The sequence below is a fragment of the Comamonas sp. SY3 genome (genome assembly GCF_041730275.1).
In the GTDB taxonomy this organism is placed as follows: Bacteria; Pseudomonadota; Gammaproteobacteria; order Burkholderiales; family Burkholderiaceae_C; genus Comamonas; species Comamonas sediminis.
This window is the reverse complement of the sequence record NZ_JBGTYN010000003.1, coordinates 109,342-128,051: the sequence shown is the minus strand read 5'-3', so window position 1 is coordinate 128,051 and position 18,710 is coordinate 109,342. Positions and strand designations below refer to the sequence as shown.

Annotated in this window: 20 protein-coding genes; 14 read left to right on the top strand and 6 right to left on the bottom strand. The window is 59.4% G+C overall.

Features of this window, described 5'->3' with window-relative positions:
- Window positions 1–9 precede the first annotated feature (9 nt).
- From ACCQ08_RS05465 to ACCQ08_RS05445, 5 genes are read left to right on the top strand one after another with little or no spacing between them, the layout of a single operon-like run.
- Window positions 10–804 (top strand): ABC transporter permease, encoded by a 795-nt coding sequence (locus tag ACCQ08_RS05465; protein WP_373449145.1) that lies wholly within the window; start codon window positions 10–12, stop codon window positions 802–804.
- A complete protein-coding gene (locus tag ACCQ08_RS05460; protein ID WP_230779845.1) occupies window positions 804–1,157 on the top strand; it encodes a (2Fe-2S)-binding protein in 354 nt (117 codons plus the stop codon). The genes ACCQ08_RS05465 and ACCQ08_RS05460 overlap by 1 nt, the downstream gene beginning before the upstream one ends.
- On the top strand, window positions 1,154–2,587 hold the full coding sequence (locus ACCQ08_RS05455; protein ID WP_373449144.1) for an FAD-dependent oxidoreductase: 1,434 nt from the start codon (window positions 1,154–1,156) through the stop codon (window positions 2,585–2,587). The genes ACCQ08_RS05460 and ACCQ08_RS05455 overlap by 4 nt, the downstream gene beginning before the upstream one ends.
- Entirely contained in the window at window positions 2,580–3,704 is a 1,125-nt protein-coding gene (locus tag ACCQ08_RS05450; protein ID WP_373449143.1) for an NAD(P)/FAD-dependent oxidoreductase, read from the top strand. Before ACCQ08_RS05455 ends, ACCQ08_RS05450 begins: the two co-directional genes overlap by 8 nt.
- An 11-nt stretch (window positions 3,705–3,715) precedes the next feature.
- The gene (locus tag ACCQ08_RS05445) at window positions 3,716–4,777 is read left to right on the top strand and encodes an ABC transporter substrate-binding protein (RefSeq protein WP_312411961.1); all 1,062 of its coding nucleotides are present in this window, start codon (window positions 3,716–3,718) and stop codon (window positions 4,775–4,777) included.
- Between the two features lie 99 nt (window positions 4,778–4,876).
- Here the strand turns inward: ACCQ08_RS05445 and ACCQ08_RS05440 are convergent, their stop codons facing one another.
- The 4 genes from ACCQ08_RS05440 to ACCQ08_RS05425 all read right to left on the bottom strand — a co-directional run bounded on the left by ACCQ08_RS05440 (window position 4,877) and on the right by ACCQ08_RS05425 (window position 8,325).
- Window positions 4,877–6,007 carry a c-type cytochrome gene (locus ACCQ08_RS05440; protein ID WP_373449142.1) on the bottom strand — a complete coding sequence of 377 codons (1,131 nt, stop codon included), beginning with the start codon at window positions 6,005–6,007 and terminating at the stop codon, window positions 4,877–4,879.
- A gap of 12 nt (window positions 6,008–6,019) precedes the next feature.
- Entirely contained in the window at window positions 6,020–6,688 is a 669-nt protein-coding gene (locus ACCQ08_RS05435; RefSeq protein ID WP_373449141.1) for a cytochrome c, read from the bottom strand.
- A gap of 141 nt (window positions 6,689–6,829) precedes the next feature.
- Window positions 6,830–7,762 (bottom strand): N-acetyl-gamma-glutamyl-phosphate reductase, encoded by a 933-nt coding sequence (gene argC, locus ACCQ08_RS05430; RefSeq protein ID WP_373449140.1) that lies wholly within the window; start codon window positions 7,760–7,762, stop codon window positions 6,830–6,832.
- A 356-nt stretch (window positions 7,763–8,118) separates the two neighbouring features.
- Window positions 8,119–8,325 carry a hypothetical protein gene (locus tag ACCQ08_RS05425; RefSeq protein ID WP_312835162.1) on the bottom strand — a complete coding sequence of 69 codons (207 nt, stop codon included), beginning with the start codon at window positions 8,323–8,325 and terminating at the stop codon, window positions 8,119–8,121.
- Between ACCQ08_RS05425 and sucC the strand changes: the two genes are divergently transcribed.
- The 8 genes from sucC to ACCQ08_RS05385 all read left to right on the top strand — a co-directional run bounded on the left by sucC (window position 8,324) and on the right by ACCQ08_RS05385 (window position 15,560).
- Window positions 8,324–9,484, top strand: coding sequence for an ADP-forming succinate--CoA ligase subunit beta (sucC, locus tag ACCQ08_RS05420; RefSeq protein WP_021026617.1), 1,161 nt, complete (start codon window positions 8,324–8,326; stop codon window positions 9,482–9,484). The genes ACCQ08_RS05425 and sucC overlap by 2 nt on opposite strands.
- A gap of 16 nt (window positions 9,485–9,500) precedes the next feature.
- Window positions 9,501–10,397 carry a succinate--CoA ligase subunit alpha gene (gene sucD / locus ACCQ08_RS05415; protein WP_021026616.1) on the top strand — a complete coding sequence of 299 codons (897 nt, stop codon included), beginning with the start codon at window positions 9,501–9,503 and terminating at the stop codon, window positions 10,395–10,397.
- A gap of 112 nt (window positions 10,398–10,509) precedes the next feature.
- Complete coding sequence (locus ACCQ08_RS05410) at window positions 10,510–11,193, top strand: TerC family protein (RefSeq protein ID WP_239809830.1); 684 nt, start codon at window positions 10,510–10,512, stop codon at window positions 11,191–11,193.
- A gap of 336 nt (window positions 11,194–11,529) precedes the next feature.
- A complete protein-coding gene (locus ACCQ08_RS05405; RefSeq protein WP_373449139.1) occupies window positions 11,530–12,108 on the top strand; it encodes an FHA domain-containing protein in 579 nt (192 codons plus the stop codon).
- 412 nt (window positions 12,109–12,520) lie between these two features.
- Window positions 12,521–13,000, top strand: coding sequence for a pilin (locus ACCQ08_RS05400; RefSeq protein WP_373449138.1), 480 nt, complete (start codon window positions 12,521–12,523; stop codon window positions 12,998–13,000).
- Window positions 13,001–13,066: 66 nt separating this feature from the next.
- Window positions 13,067–14,128, top strand: a complete 1,062-nt coding sequence (locus tag ACCQ08_RS05395) for a hypothetical protein (RefSeq protein WP_373449137.1) — start codon at window positions 13,067–13,069, stop codon at window positions 14,126–14,128.
- Window positions 14,118–14,762, top strand: coding sequence for an isoprenylcysteine carboxylmethyltransferase family protein (locus tag ACCQ08_RS05390; protein WP_239809827.1), 645 nt, complete (start codon window positions 14,118–14,120; stop codon window positions 14,760–14,762). The genes ACCQ08_RS05395 and ACCQ08_RS05390 overlap by 11 nt, the downstream gene beginning before the upstream one ends.
- An 18-nt stretch (window positions 14,763–14,780) precedes the next feature.
- Window positions 14,781–15,560 (top strand): hypothetical protein, encoded by a 780-nt coding sequence (locus ACCQ08_RS05385; protein WP_239809826.1) that lies wholly within the window; start codon window positions 14,781–14,783, stop codon window positions 15,558–15,560.
- A 344-nt stretch (window positions 15,561–15,904) separates the two neighbouring features.
- Here the strand turns inward: ACCQ08_RS05385 and moaC are convergent, their stop codons facing one another.
- Window positions 15,905–16,399 carry a cyclic pyranopterin monophosphate synthase MoaC gene (gene moaC / locus ACCQ08_RS05380; RefSeq protein WP_373449136.1) on the bottom strand — a complete coding sequence of 165 codons (495 nt, stop codon included), beginning with the start codon at window positions 16,397–16,399 and terminating at the stop codon, window positions 15,905–15,907.
- A 214-nt stretch (window positions 16,400–16,613) separates the two neighbouring features.
- On the opposite strand from moaC, the gene ACCQ08_RS05375 reads away from it, so the two are divergent.
- Window positions 16,614–18,296, top strand: a complete 1,683-nt coding sequence (locus tag ACCQ08_RS05375) for a M48 family metalloprotease (protein ID WP_373449135.1) — start codon at window positions 16,614–16,616, stop codon at window positions 18,294–18,296.
- Here ACCQ08_RS05375 and ACCQ08_RS05370 read toward each other — a convergent pair.
- Window positions 18,264–18,620, bottom strand: coding sequence for a phage holin family protein (locus ACCQ08_RS05370; RefSeq protein WP_373449134.1), 357 nt, complete (start codon window positions 18,618–18,620; stop codon window positions 18,264–18,266). The genes ACCQ08_RS05375 and ACCQ08_RS05370 overlap by 33 nt on opposite strands.
- Window positions 18,621–18,710: the final 90 nt, after the last annotated feature.

Genomic DNA, 18,710 nt, shown 5'->3' with positions numbered 1-18,710 from the left:
GTGACTGACATGCAAAAAAACGGACCCCTTGCCCTCATCTTCAACGCGCTGGTCATCATCTTCATGCTGGCGCCGCTGGTCATCGTCTGCCTGGTGGCCTTCACCCCGGCTGAAACCTTGACCCTGCCGACCACCAGCTTCTCGCTGCGCTGGTTCGAGCAGGTGCTGCACCATGCCGACTTTGTCCAGTCGTTCTGGAACAGCCTGGGCCTGGCGGTGGCAGCCGCCTCCATCTCGACCGCGCTGGCCGTGCCCGCCGCCATTGCGCTGGTGCGCTATGAGATCCCCGGCCGTGGCGCGCTGCAGGCGCTGTTCCTGTCGCCGCTGATCATTCCCCACCTGGTGCTGGGTGTGGCCATGCTGCGCATGTTCTCGCTCGTGGGCGGCCAGGGCAGCTTTGGCTGGCTGATCTTTGCCCATGCGCTGGTGGTGATGCCCTACACCATGCGCCTGGTGATGGCCGCGCTGATCGGCTTTGACCGCAGCGCCGAGCAGGCCGCCTACTCGCTGGGCGCCAGCAATGCCACGGTGTTCAAGCGCATCACCTTGCCGATGATCCTGCCCGGCATCACCGGCGGCTGGCTGCTGGCCTTCATCAACAGCTTTGACGAGCTGACCATGTCGATCTTTGTGGTCTCGCCCAGCACGGTGACCTTGCCGGTGCGCATGTACATGTATGCCACCGAGTCGCTGGACCCGATGATGGCAGCGGTGTCGGCGCTGATCGTGTTCATCACCCTGGGGTTGATGCTGCTGCTCGACAAGGTCTATGGTCTGGACCGCATCCTGATTGGCAAGCACTGATGGCACACGCAATCCCTCTTTTGCCGGCCGGCCAGCTGCAGCGCCTCAAGGAGCAGGGCCGCCAGCCGCTGCAGTTTGTGCTCAACGGCCAGCCTGCCCAGGCGCTGCAGGGCGACACGGTGCTGACGGCGGTGCTGACCCAGTCGGCCCAGCTGCGCAGCCATGAGTTTGCCCATAGCCCGCGCGCCGGCTTTTGCATGATGGGCGCCTGCCAGGACTGCTGGGTCACCCTCGGCGGCGAGCAGGCCGGCCGCAAGCTGCGCGCCTGCTCCACCTTGCTGCAGCCGGGCATGCAGATCTGCACCACGGCAGAGGCCGTGGCCCAAGCTACCGCCACCCAGGTGCAACCATGATTGCCAGCGATTTCTACCTGGACGACCCCCGGCCCGCAGACGGCCCGCCCGTCATCGTGGGCGCCGGGCCTGCCGGCATCCGTGCCGCACAAACCCTGCTGGCCCACGGCCTGCGCCCGGTTGTCATTGACGAGGCGCCCAAGGCCGGTGGCCAGATCTACCGCCGCCAGCCCGATGGCTTCAGCCGCAAGCCCAAGGACCTGTATGGCTTTGAGCACGGCCGCGCCAGCGACCTGCACCAGACCTTTGACCGCCTGCGCCCGCAGCTGGACTACCGGCCCGACACCCTGGTCTGGAACGCCCAGGGCCACAGCCTGGACCTGCTGCACACCGCGCAGCGCACGGCAGACAGCCTGCGCTGGCGCGATCTGATCGTGGCCACCGGTGCCACTGACCGTGTATTGCCGTTGCCAGGCTGGACCCTGCCCGGTGTCTACACCTTGGGCGGCGCGCAGGTGGCCCTCAAGTACCAGGGCTGTGCGATTGGCGACGCGGTGGTGTTTGCCGGCACCGGCCCCTTGCTCTACCTGGTGGCCTACCAATATGCCAAGGCGGGCGGCCGGGTGCTGGCGGTGCTGGACACCGCCCCGGCCGTGCAGCGCTACAAGGCTGCGCCCGCGATGCTGGCCCAGCCGGCGGTAACTGCCAAGGGTGTGTACTTTTTGAGCTGGCTGATGTTCCACGATGTGCCGGTGCACCATGGCGTGCAGCTGCTGCGCGCCGAAGGCGCCGACCGCGTGCAGGCGCTGGTGTGGAAGGATGCACAGGGCGCCGAGCAGCGCACTGCCTGCAGCGCCATCGGCCTGGGCTATGCGCTGCGGCCCGAGACGCAGCTGGCCGACCTGCTGGGCTGCGAATTCGCCTTTGCACCGCTGCACCGCTGTTATGTGCCGCAGATCGATGCCGACCGGCGCAGCAGTGTGCCCGGTGTCTATTTGGCGGGTGATGGCGCCGGCATCATGGGCGCCGATGCGGCCGAGCTGTCGGGCGAGCTGGCTGCGCTGGCTTTGCTGCAGGACCGGGGCATTGCGACCGATGCAGCGCGCCAGGCCAGGCTGCGCCAGCAGCTGGACAAGACGCAGCAGTTCCGCCAGGCGCTGGAGGTGGCGTTTCCCTTTCCCGACGACTGGGCCGCGCGTGCACCGGACGAGCTGGTGGTCTGCCGCTGCGAAAACATCACCGCTGGCGAGCTGCGCGCCACTGCGGCGACCCAGCCGCAGGGTGATATCAACCGCATCAAGGCGCTGTGCCGGGTGGGCATGGGCCGCTGCCAGGGCCGCATGTGCGGCGTGGCGGCAACCGAGATCCTGGCCGACACCTTGAAGGTGCCGGTGGCGCAGATCGGCCGCATCCGGGGCCAGGCGCCGATCAAGCCGCTGCCGCTGGACATGACGGTGCTGCCGCAGGACCAGGAGGCCTCCCATGGTTAAGCAACTGGCCACCGAGGTGGTGGTGATCGGCGGCGGCATCATGGGTGCGAGCACGGCGCTGTTCCTGCGCCAGCGCGGCATCCAGGTAGTGGTGCTGGAGCGCGATCTTTGCGGCTCCCGCTCCAGCGGCGTCAACTTTGGCGGTGTGCGCCGCCAGGGCCGCTCGTTGGCGATGCTGCCGCTGTCCCAGCGCGCCCACCAGCACTGGGGGCGGCTGACCGAACTGATCGGCACCGAGGCCGAGTACGAGCGCTCGGGCCACTTCAAGATTGCGCGCTCGCAGGCGGACATGGAGTCCCTCGTGCGCTATGCCGAGAAGACGCGCGACTGCGGGCTGGACCTGCAGCTGCTCGACGGCGCGGCGCTGCACAAGCGCTTTCCGGTCGGCGGCGCCAAGGTGGTGGGCGGCTCCTTCTGCCCGGATGACGGCCAGGCCAATCCGCGCCTGCTGTCCCCGGCCTTTGCCACGGCGGCCGCGCGGGCCGGTGCCCAGGTGTTGGAGCACTCGCCGGTGCTGGAAGTGGCGCACAATGGCCAGCGCTTTGTGGTGCGCACGCCGGAGATGGAGATCCGCGCGAATGTGGTGGTCAACGCTGCAGGTGCCTGGGCCGGCCAGTTTGCCGAGCAGTGTGGCGAGCCGGTGCCCATGCGCATCCGGCCACCGGCGATGGGGGTGACCGAGCCCTTGCCGTTCTTCTTGCACTGGAGCCTGGGCGTGGAAGGCGGCAGCATCTACTGCCGCCAGGTGCGCCGGGGCAATGTGGTGTTTGGCGGCGGGCCCGGCCTGGTGCTGGACGACACCCGCGCCCGCAACCGTCACACCACCGTCTGGGCACAGCTGCCGCAGCTGGTGGAGCTGCTGCCCCAGTTGAAGAACGCCCAGTTGATCCGCACCTGGAGCGGCAATGAGGGCGCCTTGCCCGACCACGAGCCCATCATCAGTGCCAGCAGCCGCCAGGCTGGCCTCTACCATGCCTTTGGTTTTGCCGGCGGCGGCTTCCAGCTGGGGCCGGGCGTGGGCGATGTGATGGCCGAGCTGATCGCCGAGGGCCGCAGCAGCACGCCGATTGACGCTTTCCGCATAGACCGATTTACCGACCCCGCATGTTCTACCTGAAAGGAATCCACATGTCTTCTTGGACGACGACCCTCAAAACCCCTGTGCGCGCCATCGCCCTGTTGGCCTCTGTGGTGGCTGCGGCCAGCGCGGTGCAGGCGCAGACCAAAACCATTTACATCGGCATGAATGGCGGCAACATGGAGCGCACCTATTCGCAGTTCGTGTTCCCCGCATTCGAGAAGGCCAACAACGTCAAGGTGGTGGTGGTGCCGGGCACCTCGACCGACATCCTGGCCAAGGCCCAGGCCTCCAAGGACAAGGCCCAGATGCAGGTCATGACCCTGGATGACGGCGTGATGTACCGCGCCATCAGCATGGGCCTGTGCGAGAAGCTCAAGCCCGCTGCCAGCTACGGCGACATTCCGGCCATCGCCAAGATCAAGGACAGCGCGATTGGCCTGTCGATGGGCCTGACCGGCCTGGCCTACAACACCAAGATGTTTGCCGACAAGGGCTGGGCGGCGCCCACTTCCTGGAACGACCTGGCGGACCCCAAGCTCAAGGGCAAGGTGGTCGTGCAATCAATGCCGGCATCGTCGTTTGGCCTGCATGCCTTCCTGATGTTCAACCGCCTGAAGGGCGGCACCGAGAAGAATGTGGACCCGGCCTTCAAGGCCTGGCCGACGACGATCGGCCCGAACGTGGTGGAGTACATCCCCAATTCGTCCAAGGTGGTGGAGATGATGCAGGCCGGTGATGCGGCCATCTTCCCCTACACGCTGACGCAGGCCGAGCTGATGAAGTCCAAGGGCATCCCGATGGAATATGTGGCGCCCAAGGAAGGCGCGGTGGTGCTGATGACCGCCATGTGCGTGCTCAACAACAACCCCGAGTCCGATCTGGCGCAAAAGCTGGTGGAATACCTGGTGAGCCCTGAAGCCCAGGCGCTGGCGATGGAAAATGGCAGCTACAACCCGGTGAACCCCAAGACCAAGCTGCAAGGCAAGCCGGCCGAAGAGCAGAACAAGATGAACGCCATCCTGAAGAACGCCGTGGCTGTGGACTGGGATGTGGTCAACGCCGACCGCCCCGAATGGAACAAACGCTGGAACCGCACGGTGGAGCGCTGATAGCTGGCAGGTGCCTGGCGGCATAGCGCCAAGCATCTGGTGGGACCGATAGCAAAGCTGCCAACGCATGCCCTTCACCGGATCGGCGTTGGTAGCTTTTTATTTTGTGCCCTGGCCCAGTTGCTGGCCGTTGACGGTCTGGCCGTAGAGCGAGAACGCGCTGTCGTGGAAGCGCTTGCGCGTGTCTGCGATGTTGCCGGTGAAGCGCGGATCCTGCGGGCGCTCGTGGCTGTTGATGTAGGTGGCCACATCCCAGGCATCCTGGTCGCTGAGCGTATGGCCCTTGCCCAGCGGCATATTGGCCTGGATGAAGCCGGCCGCCTTGTCCACCTCATGCATGCCGGCGCCCCAGTTGTACGACTGCTTGCCCCACAGCGGCGGGAAGACCTGCACATCGCCGCTGCGCTGGCCCTGGCCGTCATCGCCATGGCACAGCGCGCACTGGGCGTTGAACACCTTCTGGCCGCGTGCATAGTCAGGCGCCTGGGCGGGTTTGGCCAGCTTGGGGTAGCTGGCGCCGGGCAGCTTCTCGCCCACCGGCGCGCCCTTGGACATCCAATAGGCATAGGCCTCCAGGGCCACCAGCACCTCATCACCAGGGGGCGGGGCCTTGCCGTTCATGCTGTACATGAAGCAGCCGCGCAGCCGCTCGGAGAAGGTATCGACGCTCTTGGTCTTGCTGCGGTAGGCGGGGTATTGCGTGTAGGCGCCCCACAGCGGCGCGGAGTCGGCAGCGCGCCCTGCATCCAGGTGGCAGTTGACGCAGTTGAGCGTATTGCCGACAAAGGCCTTGGCCTGGGTGCTGGTGTGAAGAAAGATCTGCTCGCCCCGGCGGATCACATCGCCCATCGGGCCTTCGGGAATCGCATCGGCAGCGGGTGGGGCGAAGGCGGCAGTGCTGGCTGCAGTTGGCGCTTTGGCTGCGCTGGCGGCGGGCGTGGCAGCTGCAGCGGCTGGTTTGGGTGCATCCGCTGCGGCAGTAGCGGGTGCCGGGTTGAGGCTGGCGGGAGCTGCTGCTGGTTTTTGCGCGGTCTGGGCGGGTGCTGCGGCGGGCCGCTCATCGGCCAGCTCGCCCATACTTTTGTTCACCTGCACCCCAAAGCTGATGGCGGCCACGAGCACGATGGCGACGACGACCACCACAAAGATCTTGAGGTACTGCCACTCGCTGTGCTGGACGCGGGCCTGCTCCTCGGGCGTTTCCAGATGGTTGGGGCGCTGGTAATCCATGCTGTTCTCCGCTCAAGGCTTGGCGGCGCCCGAGGCGCCGGCGTAGTACTGGGCGATGGCGTTGACATCATCGCTGCTGAGCTTTTGGGCAATGCCTTCCATGAGGCCCAGCGGCCCGGGAGGGCGGCTGCCTTTTTTCCAGGCATCGATCTGCGCTTGCATATAACCGGCGCTGAGCTTGGCAATGGCGGGGAAATGCGCACCCACGCCAGCCCCACCGGGCCCGTGGCAGCTGTTGCAGGCGGGGATGCCCTCTTGCATGCGGCCACGCTCCACCAGCCAGGCGCCCTTGTCTTTGGCACCGGCCTGGCCGGCTGTGGCGGCGATGCCCGAAGGCAGGCTGGCAAAGTAAGCGGCGACATCGGCGCGCTGCTGCGGCGTCAAACCCTTGGCAATGGGCGCCATGATGGGGTTGCCGCGCGAGCCATCGGCAAAGGCATCCAACTGGCTGCGCAGATAGCTGCTGCCCTGGCCGGCCAGCGGCGGGAAGGCGGCCATGCCCTGGCCTTTGGCGCCATGGCAGCTGGCGCAGGAGGCCACGCTGGGCGGCAAGCCGTTGTTGGCGATCTGCTCGCCTTGCTGGGGGTTGGCGGTTTGGGCCTGGGCTGCGGCGCACAGCAGCAGCGCCCAGGGCCAGACTGCGCCAAGCCGGCGCATAGGGCGTGTGGGGGTGTGTCTCATCGTGTTATGGCTGTAGTTTGGACAGATGGTAGGCAGGGAATGCCTGGGGCAGTGTCGGCCAATGCCGATGGTGTTGCCCACCTTGCGCACATGAAAAAAGCCGCTGGCAAGCGGCTTGGTGGGGGGGAGCGGTCTGGGAACTCAGAGGCCCAGCATCAGCTTGAGGTTTTGCACCGCTGCGCCGCTGGCGCCCTTGCCCAGGTTGTCCAGGCGGGCGATGACAACGGCCTGGCGCAGCTGTTCATTGCCGAACACGCGGATTTCCAGCTTGTTGGTGCCCGCCAGGGTATCGGCGGCCAGCTTGTTGTCGTCGGTAGGCGGCAGCACCTGCACCCATTGCTCGTCCTGGTTGGTTTGGGCGTAGTGGGCGGCCAGGGCGTTGTGCAGGTCGCTCAGCAGCGGCTTGCCGGGGAGGTCATCCAGGTGCAGCGGCAGTTGCACCAGCATGCCCTGGGCAAAGTTGCCGACCGCAGGGATGAACACCGGGCGGCGGGTCAGTCCGGTGTATTTCAGGATTTCGGGGATGTGCTTGTGCGTCAGGCCCAGCGCATAGGCCTCATAGGGCGCGGCACCACCGGCCTCGTAGGCTTCCATCATCTGGCGGCCGCCACCGGAGTAGCCGGACACCGAAGGCAGTGCCAGCGCGGCATCGGCAGGGACGAGGCCGGCATCGATCAACGGGCGCAGGATGGCGATGGCACCGGTGGCATAGCAGCCAGGGTTGGAGACGCGCTTGGCCGCTTGCACGGCGCTTTTCTGGCCGGCGCTCAGCTCGGGAAAGCCATAGACCCACTGGTCGTTGACGCGGTGGGCGGTGGAGGCATCGATGATGCGGATGCTGCGGCCGGTTTCCTGCTCGATGGCATCGACCATGGCTGTGGTGTCCTTGGCTGCATCGTCGTGCAGGCACAGGATGACCAGATCCACGCCCGCGATCAGCGCGCGCTTGGCGGCAGGGTCCTTGCGCAGCTCGGGGGCAATGCTTACCAACTCCACGCCGGGCATATCCACCAGGCGTTCGCGAATCTGCAGACCGGTGGTGCCAGCTTCGCCGTCGATAAACACTTTTGCCATTGCCATCACTCCTGCTGTGCGTTGGCCCCCTGCACGGGCAGCGGGCACTTGGGTTCGGGAAAGTGCTTATTGTCATACAAAGCTGCGCAAGACGTGCAGGACGATGGCAAATTTGCCTGTGCGCAAGGCCGGGGCGCGAGTTGCGCTGGGTATGCCGTTGTGGCGTCTGCGATGGCCAGATGCCGGGCTCCAGCGCAGTGCGCACTAGCGCAAAAAGGGGTAAGCGCTGGGCGGTTGTGCCAAAAATCCTGCACTGCCGAGGTTTTTACAGACAAGTTTTGCGCCCGCCTCCGACATGCGTTGACTGCAGTGGCTGACAGACGCATTGGACGGAGATGGCTGCTGAATCTGGCTGGTTAGCTATACAAATAATAGCTATAAGCATTCCAACGGCTGCCAAACCCCGGAAGCGCGTTAGGGCTCCTGCAGGCGCTGCCGCCCATGGCGCAGTGCAGCATGGTAAATTCGCGGACTGCCAGGCCTTCTGCCTTGTTTGCGAGTTCTTTGTTCTGCGCGCTCGGCCGCCGGGTTTTTTCCCATTTTGTTTTACTGAGAGACATCATGAAAATTCATGAATACCAAGGCAAGGAAATCTTGCGTCAGTTCGGCGTGCCCGTTCCGCGCGGTATCCCCGCCTTCACTGTGCAAGAAGCAGTGGAAGCAGCACAGAAGCTGGGCGGCCCCGTGTGGGTGGTGAAGGCCCAGATTCACGCAGGTGGCCGCGGTAAGGGCGGTGGCGTGAAGGTTGCCAAGACCATTGACGACGTGAAGGCGTTGTCCGAGCAAATCCTCGGCATGCAGCTGGTGACCCACCAGACGGGCCCTGAAGGCCAGAAGGTGCGCCGCCTGTACATCGAAGACGGTGCCGACATCCAGCAGGAATACTACCTGTCTGCCGTGACCGACCGTGGCACGCAGAAGGTGGCCTTCATCGCTTCGAGCGAAGGCGGCATGGACATCGAGGAAGTGGCGCACAGCACCCCTGAAAAGATCATCACCGTGCTGGTCGATCCCATTGCTGGCTTCACGCAAGCCAATGGTGAAGAGCTGGCCAAGGGCATCGGCATGCCTGCTGATTCGGTGGCCCAGTTCATCGATATCTGCCAAAAGCTGTACAAGTGCTACATGGACACGGACGCTTCGCTGGTGGAAATCAACCCGCTGAACCGTGACTCCAAGGGCAACGTGATTGCACTGGACTCCAAGTTCAACTTCGATCCCAACGCGCTGTTCCGTCACCCAGAACTGGTGGCCCTGCGCGATCTGGACGAAGAAGATCCTGCTGAAGTGGAAGCTTCGAAGTTCGACCTGGCCTACATCAGCCTGGATGGCAACATCGGCTGCCTGGTGAACGGCGCTGGCCTGGCCATGGCCACGATGGACACCATCAAGCTGTTCGGCGGCGAGCCTGCCAACTTCCTGGACGTGGGCGGCGGTGCCACCCCCGAGAAGGTCACCGAAGCCTTCAAGATCATGCTCAAGAACCCCAAGGTCAAGGGCATTCTGGTCAACATCTTCGGCGGCATCATGAAGTGCGACACCATCGCTACCGGCGTGATCACCGCTTGCAAGGCGGTGAACCTGAGCGTGCCACTGGTTGTGCGCATGAAGGGTACCAACGAAGAGCTGGGCAAGAAGATGCTGGCCGAATCGGGCCTGCCCATCATCTCGGCCGACACCATGGCCGAAGCCGCCACCAAGATCGTTGCCGCAGTGAAGTAAGCCCTGGAGAACACACATGTCTATCTATATCAATAAAGACACCAAAGTCATTACCCAAGGCATCACCGGCAAGACCGGCCAGTTCCACACTGAAAAGTGCCAGGAATACGCGAACGGCAAGAACTGCTTCGTCGCTGGCGTGAACCCCAAGAAGGCTGGCGAAAAGATTTTCGACATCCCCATCTACGGTTCGGTCAAGGATGCTGCCAAGGACACCGGTGCCACCGTGTCCGTGATCTATGTGCCACCTGCAGGCGCTGCTGCTGCCATTTGGGAAGCGGTGGAAGCCGATCTGGATCTGGCCATCTGCATCACCGAAGGCATCCCAGTGCGCGACATGTTGGAAGTGCGCAACAAGATGAAGGCCAAGGAAGCGGCTGGCGGCAAGAAGACCTTGCTGCTGGGCCCTAACTGCCCTGGTCTGATTACCCCCGGTGAAATCAAGATCGGCATCATGCCCGGTCACATCCACAAGCCAGGCCGCATCGGCGTGGTGAGCCGTTCGGGCACCTTGACCTATGAAGCCGTGGCGCAGCTGACCGAGCTGGGCATTGGCCAGTCGTCGGCAGTCGGTATCGGTGGTGACCCCATCAACGGTCTGAAGCACATCGACGTGATGAAGGCGTTCAACGACGACCCGAACACCGACGCGGTGATCATGATCGGCGAAATCGGCGGTCCAGACGAAGCGGAAGCCGCGCTCTGGTGCAAGGCCAACATGAAGAAGCCTGTGGTGGGCTTCATCGCTGGTGTGACTGCCCCTCCCGGCAAGCGCATGGGCCACGCTGGCGCACTGATCTCCGGCGGCGCCGACACGGCAGATGCCAAGCTGGCCATCATGGAAGAGTGCGGTTTCACCATCACCCGCAACCCATCCGAAATGGGCCGCCTGCTGCAAGGCCTGCTGAAGTAAGCAAAATTACGCATGCCAGGGGCTGCGTGCCCCGCTAAACTGCGTACTCCATAAAAAGAAGACGCCAGATCGTTCAGGTCTGGCGTCTTTATTCATAACTACGGAGCGCAACATGGATTACGTCAATCATCCCGACTTCTGGATCGGGCTGGTCAAGATCATCTGGATCAACATCATTCTCTCGGGCGACAACGCCGTCGTCATCGCGCTTGCAGCGCGCTCCCTGCCCCCTGAACAACAAAGAAAAGCCATCATGTTCGGCTCCGGTGCCGCCGTGGTGCTGCGCATCGTGCTGACCGTGGTGGCGGCCAAGCTGCTGGAGCTGTCCTTCCTGCAGATCGTTGGCGGCTGCCTGCTGCTGTGGATTGGCCTGCAACTGCTGACCAGCCACGACGAAGAAGAGGGCGCGGGCAAGGGCACCGGCACGATGATGGCCGCCATTCGCACCATCCTGATCGCCGATCTGGTGATGAGCCTGGACAATGTGATTGCCGTGGCGGCTGCTGCGGGCGGCAATATGCTGCTGCTGATCCTGGGCCTGGCGATCTCGATCCCGCTGGTGATCTTTGGCTCCACGTTGATGATCAAGCTGATGGAGCGCTTCCCGGTCATCGTGATTCTGGGTGCCGGCCTCATCGGCTGGGTGGGTGGCGAGACCATCATGAACGACAAGCTGCTGCACGGCTTTGTCGAAGCGAATCCTGCACTGCACTACCTGGCTGCCGCTGCTGGCGCCGCGCTGGTGGTGGGCTTGGGCCTGTGGCTGCAAAAGCGCAATACAGCGCCTGCACACTGACCGGGTCTGCATTTCTCTCTCGCTAAAGCGCCTTAGGGCGCTTTTTGCTTTTCAGGGCTTCGGTTTTGCACGGGCCACGTGTACCGCCCCGGTGCGCCCCTGCGGCAGCTACGGCGTGAGCAGCGCAACGCCCGCGAACCCATTGCAGGCATCAAGATAAACCGCTGCTGCGCTTGGCGATGTGCTTCAGGGGGCGCATCGATCAAGGGTATTTATAGGGTTAACCATTAGCTAAATCACGGGAGTCCGCAACACATCGTGATCCTTTGTCAACAGCGTATCGCCAACGTCATTTGTATAGCTTATTTGCATATAATCGCGCTGAGGTTTATCAATATGCCAAGACTCATAGTTTCGCTAGATGGTGTGGTGATACAGGACTACGTGCTGACCGAGTCCAGGGTCACCTTGGGGCGCCGTTCCACCAATGACATCGTGCTGACCGACATGGCGGTCAGCGGCGAGCATGTGGCGTTCACCTATGAGAAGAAGATCGGCATCGTCGTCGTCGAAGATCTGGGCAGCACCAACGGTACCAAGGTCAACGGCTTGAAAGTGCGCCGCCAGGTACTGCAAAGCGGCGACCTGCTGGACGTCGGCAAATGCCGCATCCGCTTTTTGATGAACTCTTTGGTGCCCGAGAGCCATTACCTGCATGCCAGCGAAGCCGGCAGCCTGACCGCCAAGCCCGCGCATGCCGATGACGGCGAAGACAGCCCCACCGTCCCCGCAGACTTCCCCCCCGCCGAAGGGCAGCCCTACACCCCCAGCCCCTACCTGCGCGCCGTCAGCGGCGAGCGAAGACATCATTTTGTCCAAGGTCGTCACCACGGTCGGCCGCCCCGGCATCGCCGTCGCTGCACTGACCAAGCGCGGCAAGGGATACGTTGCTACCAAGGTCGATGGTTCGGCTGATGTGGTGCTCAACGGCCAGGCGCTCAATGGCGTGGCTTTGTCGATGCACAAGGGGGACAGGATTGAGCTGGCGGGGATGGCTTATGAGTTTTGGGGTTAGGACTCTGAACCTTGGGCTTATATAGTCAAGTCCTCAAGAGACGCAGCGGCACTTTCGGGTGCCGTTTCTGTTTCTGCCGCCCATGCGCATAGCTTGCACAGGCGTTCAGAAGGTGACAAAAATGGCAGACATCTTGGCTTGCTGACATTTATGAACGTCTTGCACAATAAGTTAACAAAACGCCGCATTTTTGTCAGTCAACGCCGCGAGATGTATGGGCGCTAGAAGTTGGCACAGCACTTGCAGTAAGTGAAGCACGCCAAGTCGTTCGACAAGGCTACCTAATCACTGGTTACATAGAGAGGATTCAAAATGTTGCGTAAGATGCAAAAGGGTTTCACCCTGATCGAACTGATGATCGTTGTGGCGATTATCGGTATTTTGGCTGCTGTGGCTTTGCCTGCTTATAACGATTACGTCACCCGCGCCCAGGTGGCGGAACCAACAGAACTGCTGGGCGGGCTGAAGGCTCCGTTGTCTGAATACGGTGCTAATGAAAATGCATGGCCACGCCTGGTCCAATCTGATGGAACAAATAACCAATCAGTTGCTGCTGGATCGATCGCAGTGAATTTGACCGGTAAATATTCATCGTTAGGCGGCACTGTTGCCGGCACCTATCCGAATGGCACTATAACTGGGACGATGGGCTCTAATTCCCGCGCATCGGGCCAAACTATCACTTTTGCAACAACGAATGGTGGTCAATTGTGGGACTGCACAGGCGGTACTGTAAATCAAAAATTCCGTCCACAAGCCTGCCGTGCAGCAGCGGCGGCTCCTAACCCTTAATAAATAAAGATATATCTATTAAAAGAGGCTTCGGCCTCTTTTTTTTAATTATTATAAGGAGGGGAGATGAGAGGTTACTCCAAGGCGGCAATGGGTGGCTACTCACTCTTGGTATTGATCGCAGTTTTTATAGGATTAAATGAGGCTTGGATCGCGCCTTTTGGTGTTTTGATGATGATTTTTTCGAATTTCATGAATCATCCTCATTTTATGGCCTCTTATAAACTTTTTTTTGAAATGTATCCAAAAATTAAAACAAGTGAGTTTCAAAAAACGTTTCAAATCCGTTGGTGGGTCGCTGCTATCATAGTTCCACTAGGGTTGTCGATATTATTAGTTATTGGTATTGTAAAGTATTTGCATGGCGATGATTTCGTGCTTACCTTAGTCATTTTTCTCTACGGGATCAGTGTGGGGTGGCACTATGTTAAACAGGGTTTTGGCATGGCAATGTCGGAGGCGGCTCTGAAAAGATGCTATTGGCAGCCGAAAGTACGGCGCTGGATGCTATGGAATGCCTATGCGTGCTGGGTATTTAGTATGTGCTTGTTGTTTTCTGCTGAAGGCGGGGTTGGTTTTTTAGGCTGGTATTTCCCATTGGAGAGAAGCTCCTTGCAGCAATGGTTATTGCCCGCTGCAATTTTTTTTGGTATTACTAGTGTTGGTGTAATAATTGGTATTCGGAGGAATATTGGTTACTGGCGTCAAATAGGCAAACATCAAAAGGATTGGCCGAGTGCAGGGTTAATGGGATATCTGGTGTCTTTGTATGTTTGGGTCGCGATTGGTGTCTCTTTTCCGTTGTTAATGCTTGTGATTCCATTTTTTCACTCTATGCAATACATGCATGTGGTAGAAAAATTTTACGACAATAAAGAAAAAAAACAATCTAAACAAGAAAAAACTCGCCGTTGGTTGTATTTGATTGGATGGGGATTTGTTTTATTTTGGTTAATTCCAGGTGTGTTGGATTATATAAATTCGGGGAAGGTTAACTTAATGTCGCAGGTGGGGATGCTTTTTACAGCCGCATTTTGGTTGTTCATAAATATCCATCACTACTTCATTGATAATGTAATATGGCGTAAGGAGAATAAATATATCTGGGAGAGTTTAAATGCTTGCTGAATTTATTAATAATCTGTGGGCTCGTTACAAAATCCTGCGGTTTGGTGTGCGGATTATTGTTGTGGCTTTGTTATTCAATTTCTGTTTGCAGGCTTTTGAGGTGTACAGCCAAACAAAAAAAATAAATTATTTTCTCCTCCTGATTGCTGAATTGTTTACGGTAGGGTTGGTTATTTTTTCTAGAGATACGAAGAAGGTTAATTTGTCAATTCTGGCAATTTTTTCTACAATCGGTGGTAGCTTTTATTATATTTTTTTTGATTTTTTTCAATATCCACATGTCTCATTGATCCCTTTGTCTTATGGCGTCTCGCTCCAGTGCCTGGGAATAGTGATGCAGATTTTTTCTAAGGCTTCGCTGGGCTTCAGTTTTGGCCTGGCTCCAGCCAATCGAGGTATTCAGCAAAGGGGAGCTTACCGCTTTGTGCGGCATCCTATTTATGCTAGTTACTTGGTGGCACATATCGGATTCATTCTGTCATTCTTCAGTTTTTTCAATTTGCTAGTGTTGTGTTTCAACTGGATGTGCCAATTCATTCGCATTTTTGAAGAGGAGAAAATTTTAAGGAAAGACCCTGGCTATATAATCTACGCTAGAAAAGTGCGCTGGCGGTTGGTGCCTGGGATCTTTTAAGAGAAACCAATTAATTTTATGAGTTTTACGATCAAGTATGTTAAGGTGATTAAGGCTTGTGGCATTCACTTGTTAGTAAGCGCGGGCATTGCAGCGCTGGCAGCAATATTGGTGTTTAAGGCATGGTTTCCATTTCCCTTTCGCGAACTTGCCGGAGGAACCTTTCTTTTTTTGGTTGTGATAGGGGTAGATCTGGTGTGTGGGCCTCTCCTAACACTGGTCCTGTTCAAGACCACTAAATCCAGACGTGAGCTGATCTGGGATCTATCCCTTGTAGGCGCTGTGCAGTTAAGCGCACTGTTTTATGGTCTATATAGTATTAGTCTAGCGCGTCCGGTGGCAGTTGTATATGAGGTGGATCGTTTTGTGATGGTAACTGCGGCGGAGATTGAATCGAAGTCCTTGATGCAAGCGGACAAGGCTTATCAATGCATGCCATGGTGGGGGGGGCCATGGTTGCTCAGTATTCGATCGCCTCGTAGTAATAAAGAGGTGAGTCAGAACCTGTCACTTTCCTTGCAAGGCCATGAACCTAGTACTCGGCCAGACTGGTGGTGGCCTTATGAGCCAAACCGGGCGTTTGCTCAAGTGAATATGCAGCCGCTGATCCAACTTTACCAACGCTTGTCCCCATTACATCGCTCAATGATAGACGATGCTGTTCAGAAAACAAATTTGACGATCAATAAGCTCTCTTATTTGCCGCTGGTCAGTCAGAAATCACTGGATGGCTGGATTGTGCTATTGGATGGGCAGGCATATATTGTAGGATATGCACCGATAAGCGGGTGGGAGTAATGATATTTAGATTTGGGTGTACGCTCGAAACAATGAAGTTCGCAAATTTATTGCAGGGATTCTGAGTATTGCGAATATTAATACTTTGCTAAATGCTATATGGATTTGATATATATTTTTAAGATTTTTAAAAATTGTGCTAGTGCGGTCATAAATAAATGATTCTGTTCTGATGCGGCATCTGCCAATGTGCGTCGGTGTTTTCTCAGTCTGTCGCGGTGTAAGTTGGGGGTAATTAAGTAAAATGGAATTGGGGTTTGTATAAGTCTAATAAACCTTATCCGCATATTCAGTCAACTGCGCCCCTAAATTGTCACCTTGCGATTTATAAAATACAAGCAGCTTTACTTGGGAGTAAATTTGCCTAATCGATTAAGATTGATATTTCTGCCCCCGTGCTTTTCAAGTAAGCGTGTGCCATTTATTACCATCTCCCTTTCCACCGCCTTGCACATATCATATATAGTTAATAGCGCAATCTGCACTGCAGCCAGCGCCTCCATCTCCACCCCCGTCTGCCCTACCGTCTCTGTCCGCGCTTCGCATCGCACAGCATTTTTCTCCGGCAGCACCTCAAACTCCACCGCCACCTTGGTCAACGCAATCGGGTGGCACAGCGGTATCAGCTCACTGGTCTTCTTCGCCGCCATGATTCCGGCGATGCGGGCAATGCCCAGCACGTCCCCTTTTTTGGCAGTGCCCGCAGCAATGATGTCCAAGGTGGCCGGCTGCATGGTGATGAAGCCCTCCGCGATTGCAATGCGGTGGGTGTTAGGCTTGGCGCCGACGTCGACCATATGGGCCTGGCCCTGGGCGTCGAAATGGGTGAGTTCAGTCATAGTGCTTCCGTGTTCAATGCGTCACAAGCTGCAATACAGGGTGCAACTTGTGCAGTGGTGCTTCATCATACGTGTTGGCGTTCATGCATGATGGCGGGGAGCGCGCCCCGGGCTGGCTCTCGCCTTGATGCAGATTCAGCCTCTGTTGCAGCACGGATTATTGATGAATACATGGTTTTTTAAACGCACAGCATGTGCCTTGCTCGCGGCCCATATGGCGGCAGTGACCGCCCTGGCCCCCCTGCAGGTGCGGGCGGATACCAGCTTGCCGGCGATGGGCGAGGGCGCCGAGATGACCACCAGCGAGGAGCGGCGCCTGGGGGATGACATTGCGCGCGAGATTTATCGCGATCCGCAGTTTCTGGATGATGCGATTCTGTATGAGTACGTCAACGGCATCTGGCAGGAGTTGATGCTGGCGGCGCGCCAGCGCGGCACCTTGACGTCTGAACTGCAGGAACGCTTTGCCTGGCAGGTGATGCTGATCCAGGATGCGACCGTGAACGCCTTTGCGCTGCCAGGCGGTTTTATGGGGGTGCAGACTGGTCTGGTGGGCGTGGTCGGGAGCCGCGACGAGCTGGCCTCGGTGCTGGCCCACGAGATGAGCCATATCACCCAGCGCCATATTGCGCGCATGCTGGCCCGCCAGTCGCGCATGACGCCGGTGATGATTGCCGGCATGATTTTGGGCGCCTTGGCGGCTAGCAAGAACCCGGCTGCCGCCCAGGCGCTGATGGTGGGCAGTTCGGCCGCCGCCATCCAGTCGCAGCTGAACTTCTCACGCGATATGGAGCGCGAGGCGGATCGCACCGGCATGAGCCTGATGCCGCCTGCCGGCTACTCGCAAGCGGGTTTTGTCAGCATGTTTGAAAAGCTGCAGCAAGCCAACCGCATGAACGACAACGGCAGCTGGCCCTACCTGCGCACCCACCCGCTGACGACCGAGCGCATTGCCGACATGCAGTCACGCTTGCCGGCCGGTGCTGCACGCAAACCACAGGACACGGGCATGGTGGCGCAGATGATGTCGGCCCGGGCCCGCATACTGTCAAAGCCTGAGCCCCAGGTATTGCACCAATGGGTGCAATTGACCACGGCGGCCGATTTTGCCAACCGCTCTTTGGAGCAGCGGGCAGGTGTCTGGTATCTGGCCGCCATGTCCCAAAACCAACTCGGGCGCCATGCTGAAGCGCTGGCCGCATTGGACCAGCTGGATGCCACCGTGCAGGCCCACCCCGATGCGATGCGCCAGGCGCAGCTGTTGCGCGCCGATCTGGCATTGCGCAACCGCCAGCCGCAGGATGCGTTGGCGGCGCTGGCCAAGATCCAGCCACTCAAGCCCCCGCCCAGCAAGGCGGGTAGCACCTCGGTGACCGTCAGCAATGCGATGTCTGGCCTGGTCAATGAGGCGGTGATCACGCAGGGCTCGGACAAATCGCTGAGCATCCAGGACAGCAGCCGCGATGTGCTGCTGCCGGAGGTCAAAGCGGTGGTGGGCGACGATGCAGGCCAGAGCAGTGACCGGCCCGAGCTGGTGCTGGCTGCACAGGCACTGGCGCAGCTGCCTGCCACAGGTTTGGCGGCCTATGACGGAGTGTTGCGCCAGACCAGCAGCCGCCTGCAGACCCTGGTGGTGCAGTGGCCCAAGGATGCGGGGGCCTGGCTTGCATTGTCATGGGTGCTGCGCCAGCAGAACCAGCCGCTGCGCTCCATCCGTGCGGAGGCCGAGAGCCGGGCTGCACAGTATGACTATCCAGCAGCGGTAGACCGCCTGCGCGCCGGGCAGGACATGGCGCGCAACAGCCCCAACCGCAACGACTACTACGAGGCCTCGATCATCGACACCCGCTTGCGCGAGATGCAATCACTTGCCAAGGAGCAGGCGGCCCGTAAGTGATTCGATGACGAGGCTGATGATGGAGTAGAGCACCGAGCCGATCAGCGCAGCCCAAAATCCGTGCGCCACAAAGCCGCTGCCTGCGATGCCGGACGCGGCCCAGAACATCAGCGCGTTGATGACAAAGATGAACAGACCCAAGGTCAGGATGGTGACGGGCAGGGTCAGCACGATCAGCACGGGCCGCACTATCGCATTGCACAGCCCTATCAGCAGCGCTGCAATCAGCGCCGCGCCAAAGCTGCGGACTTCCACGCCACTGTAAAGGTAGGCGACACAGAGCAGGGCGACTGCGGAGAGCAGCCATTTGAGTATGAGTTTCATGGCTCCAGCATAGCGGATGGCAGGCGCGCTGTGTATAGGCCGGCATCCAACGATAGCTGGCTTGGCAAACCCCGCCATGAAAAAAGCGCC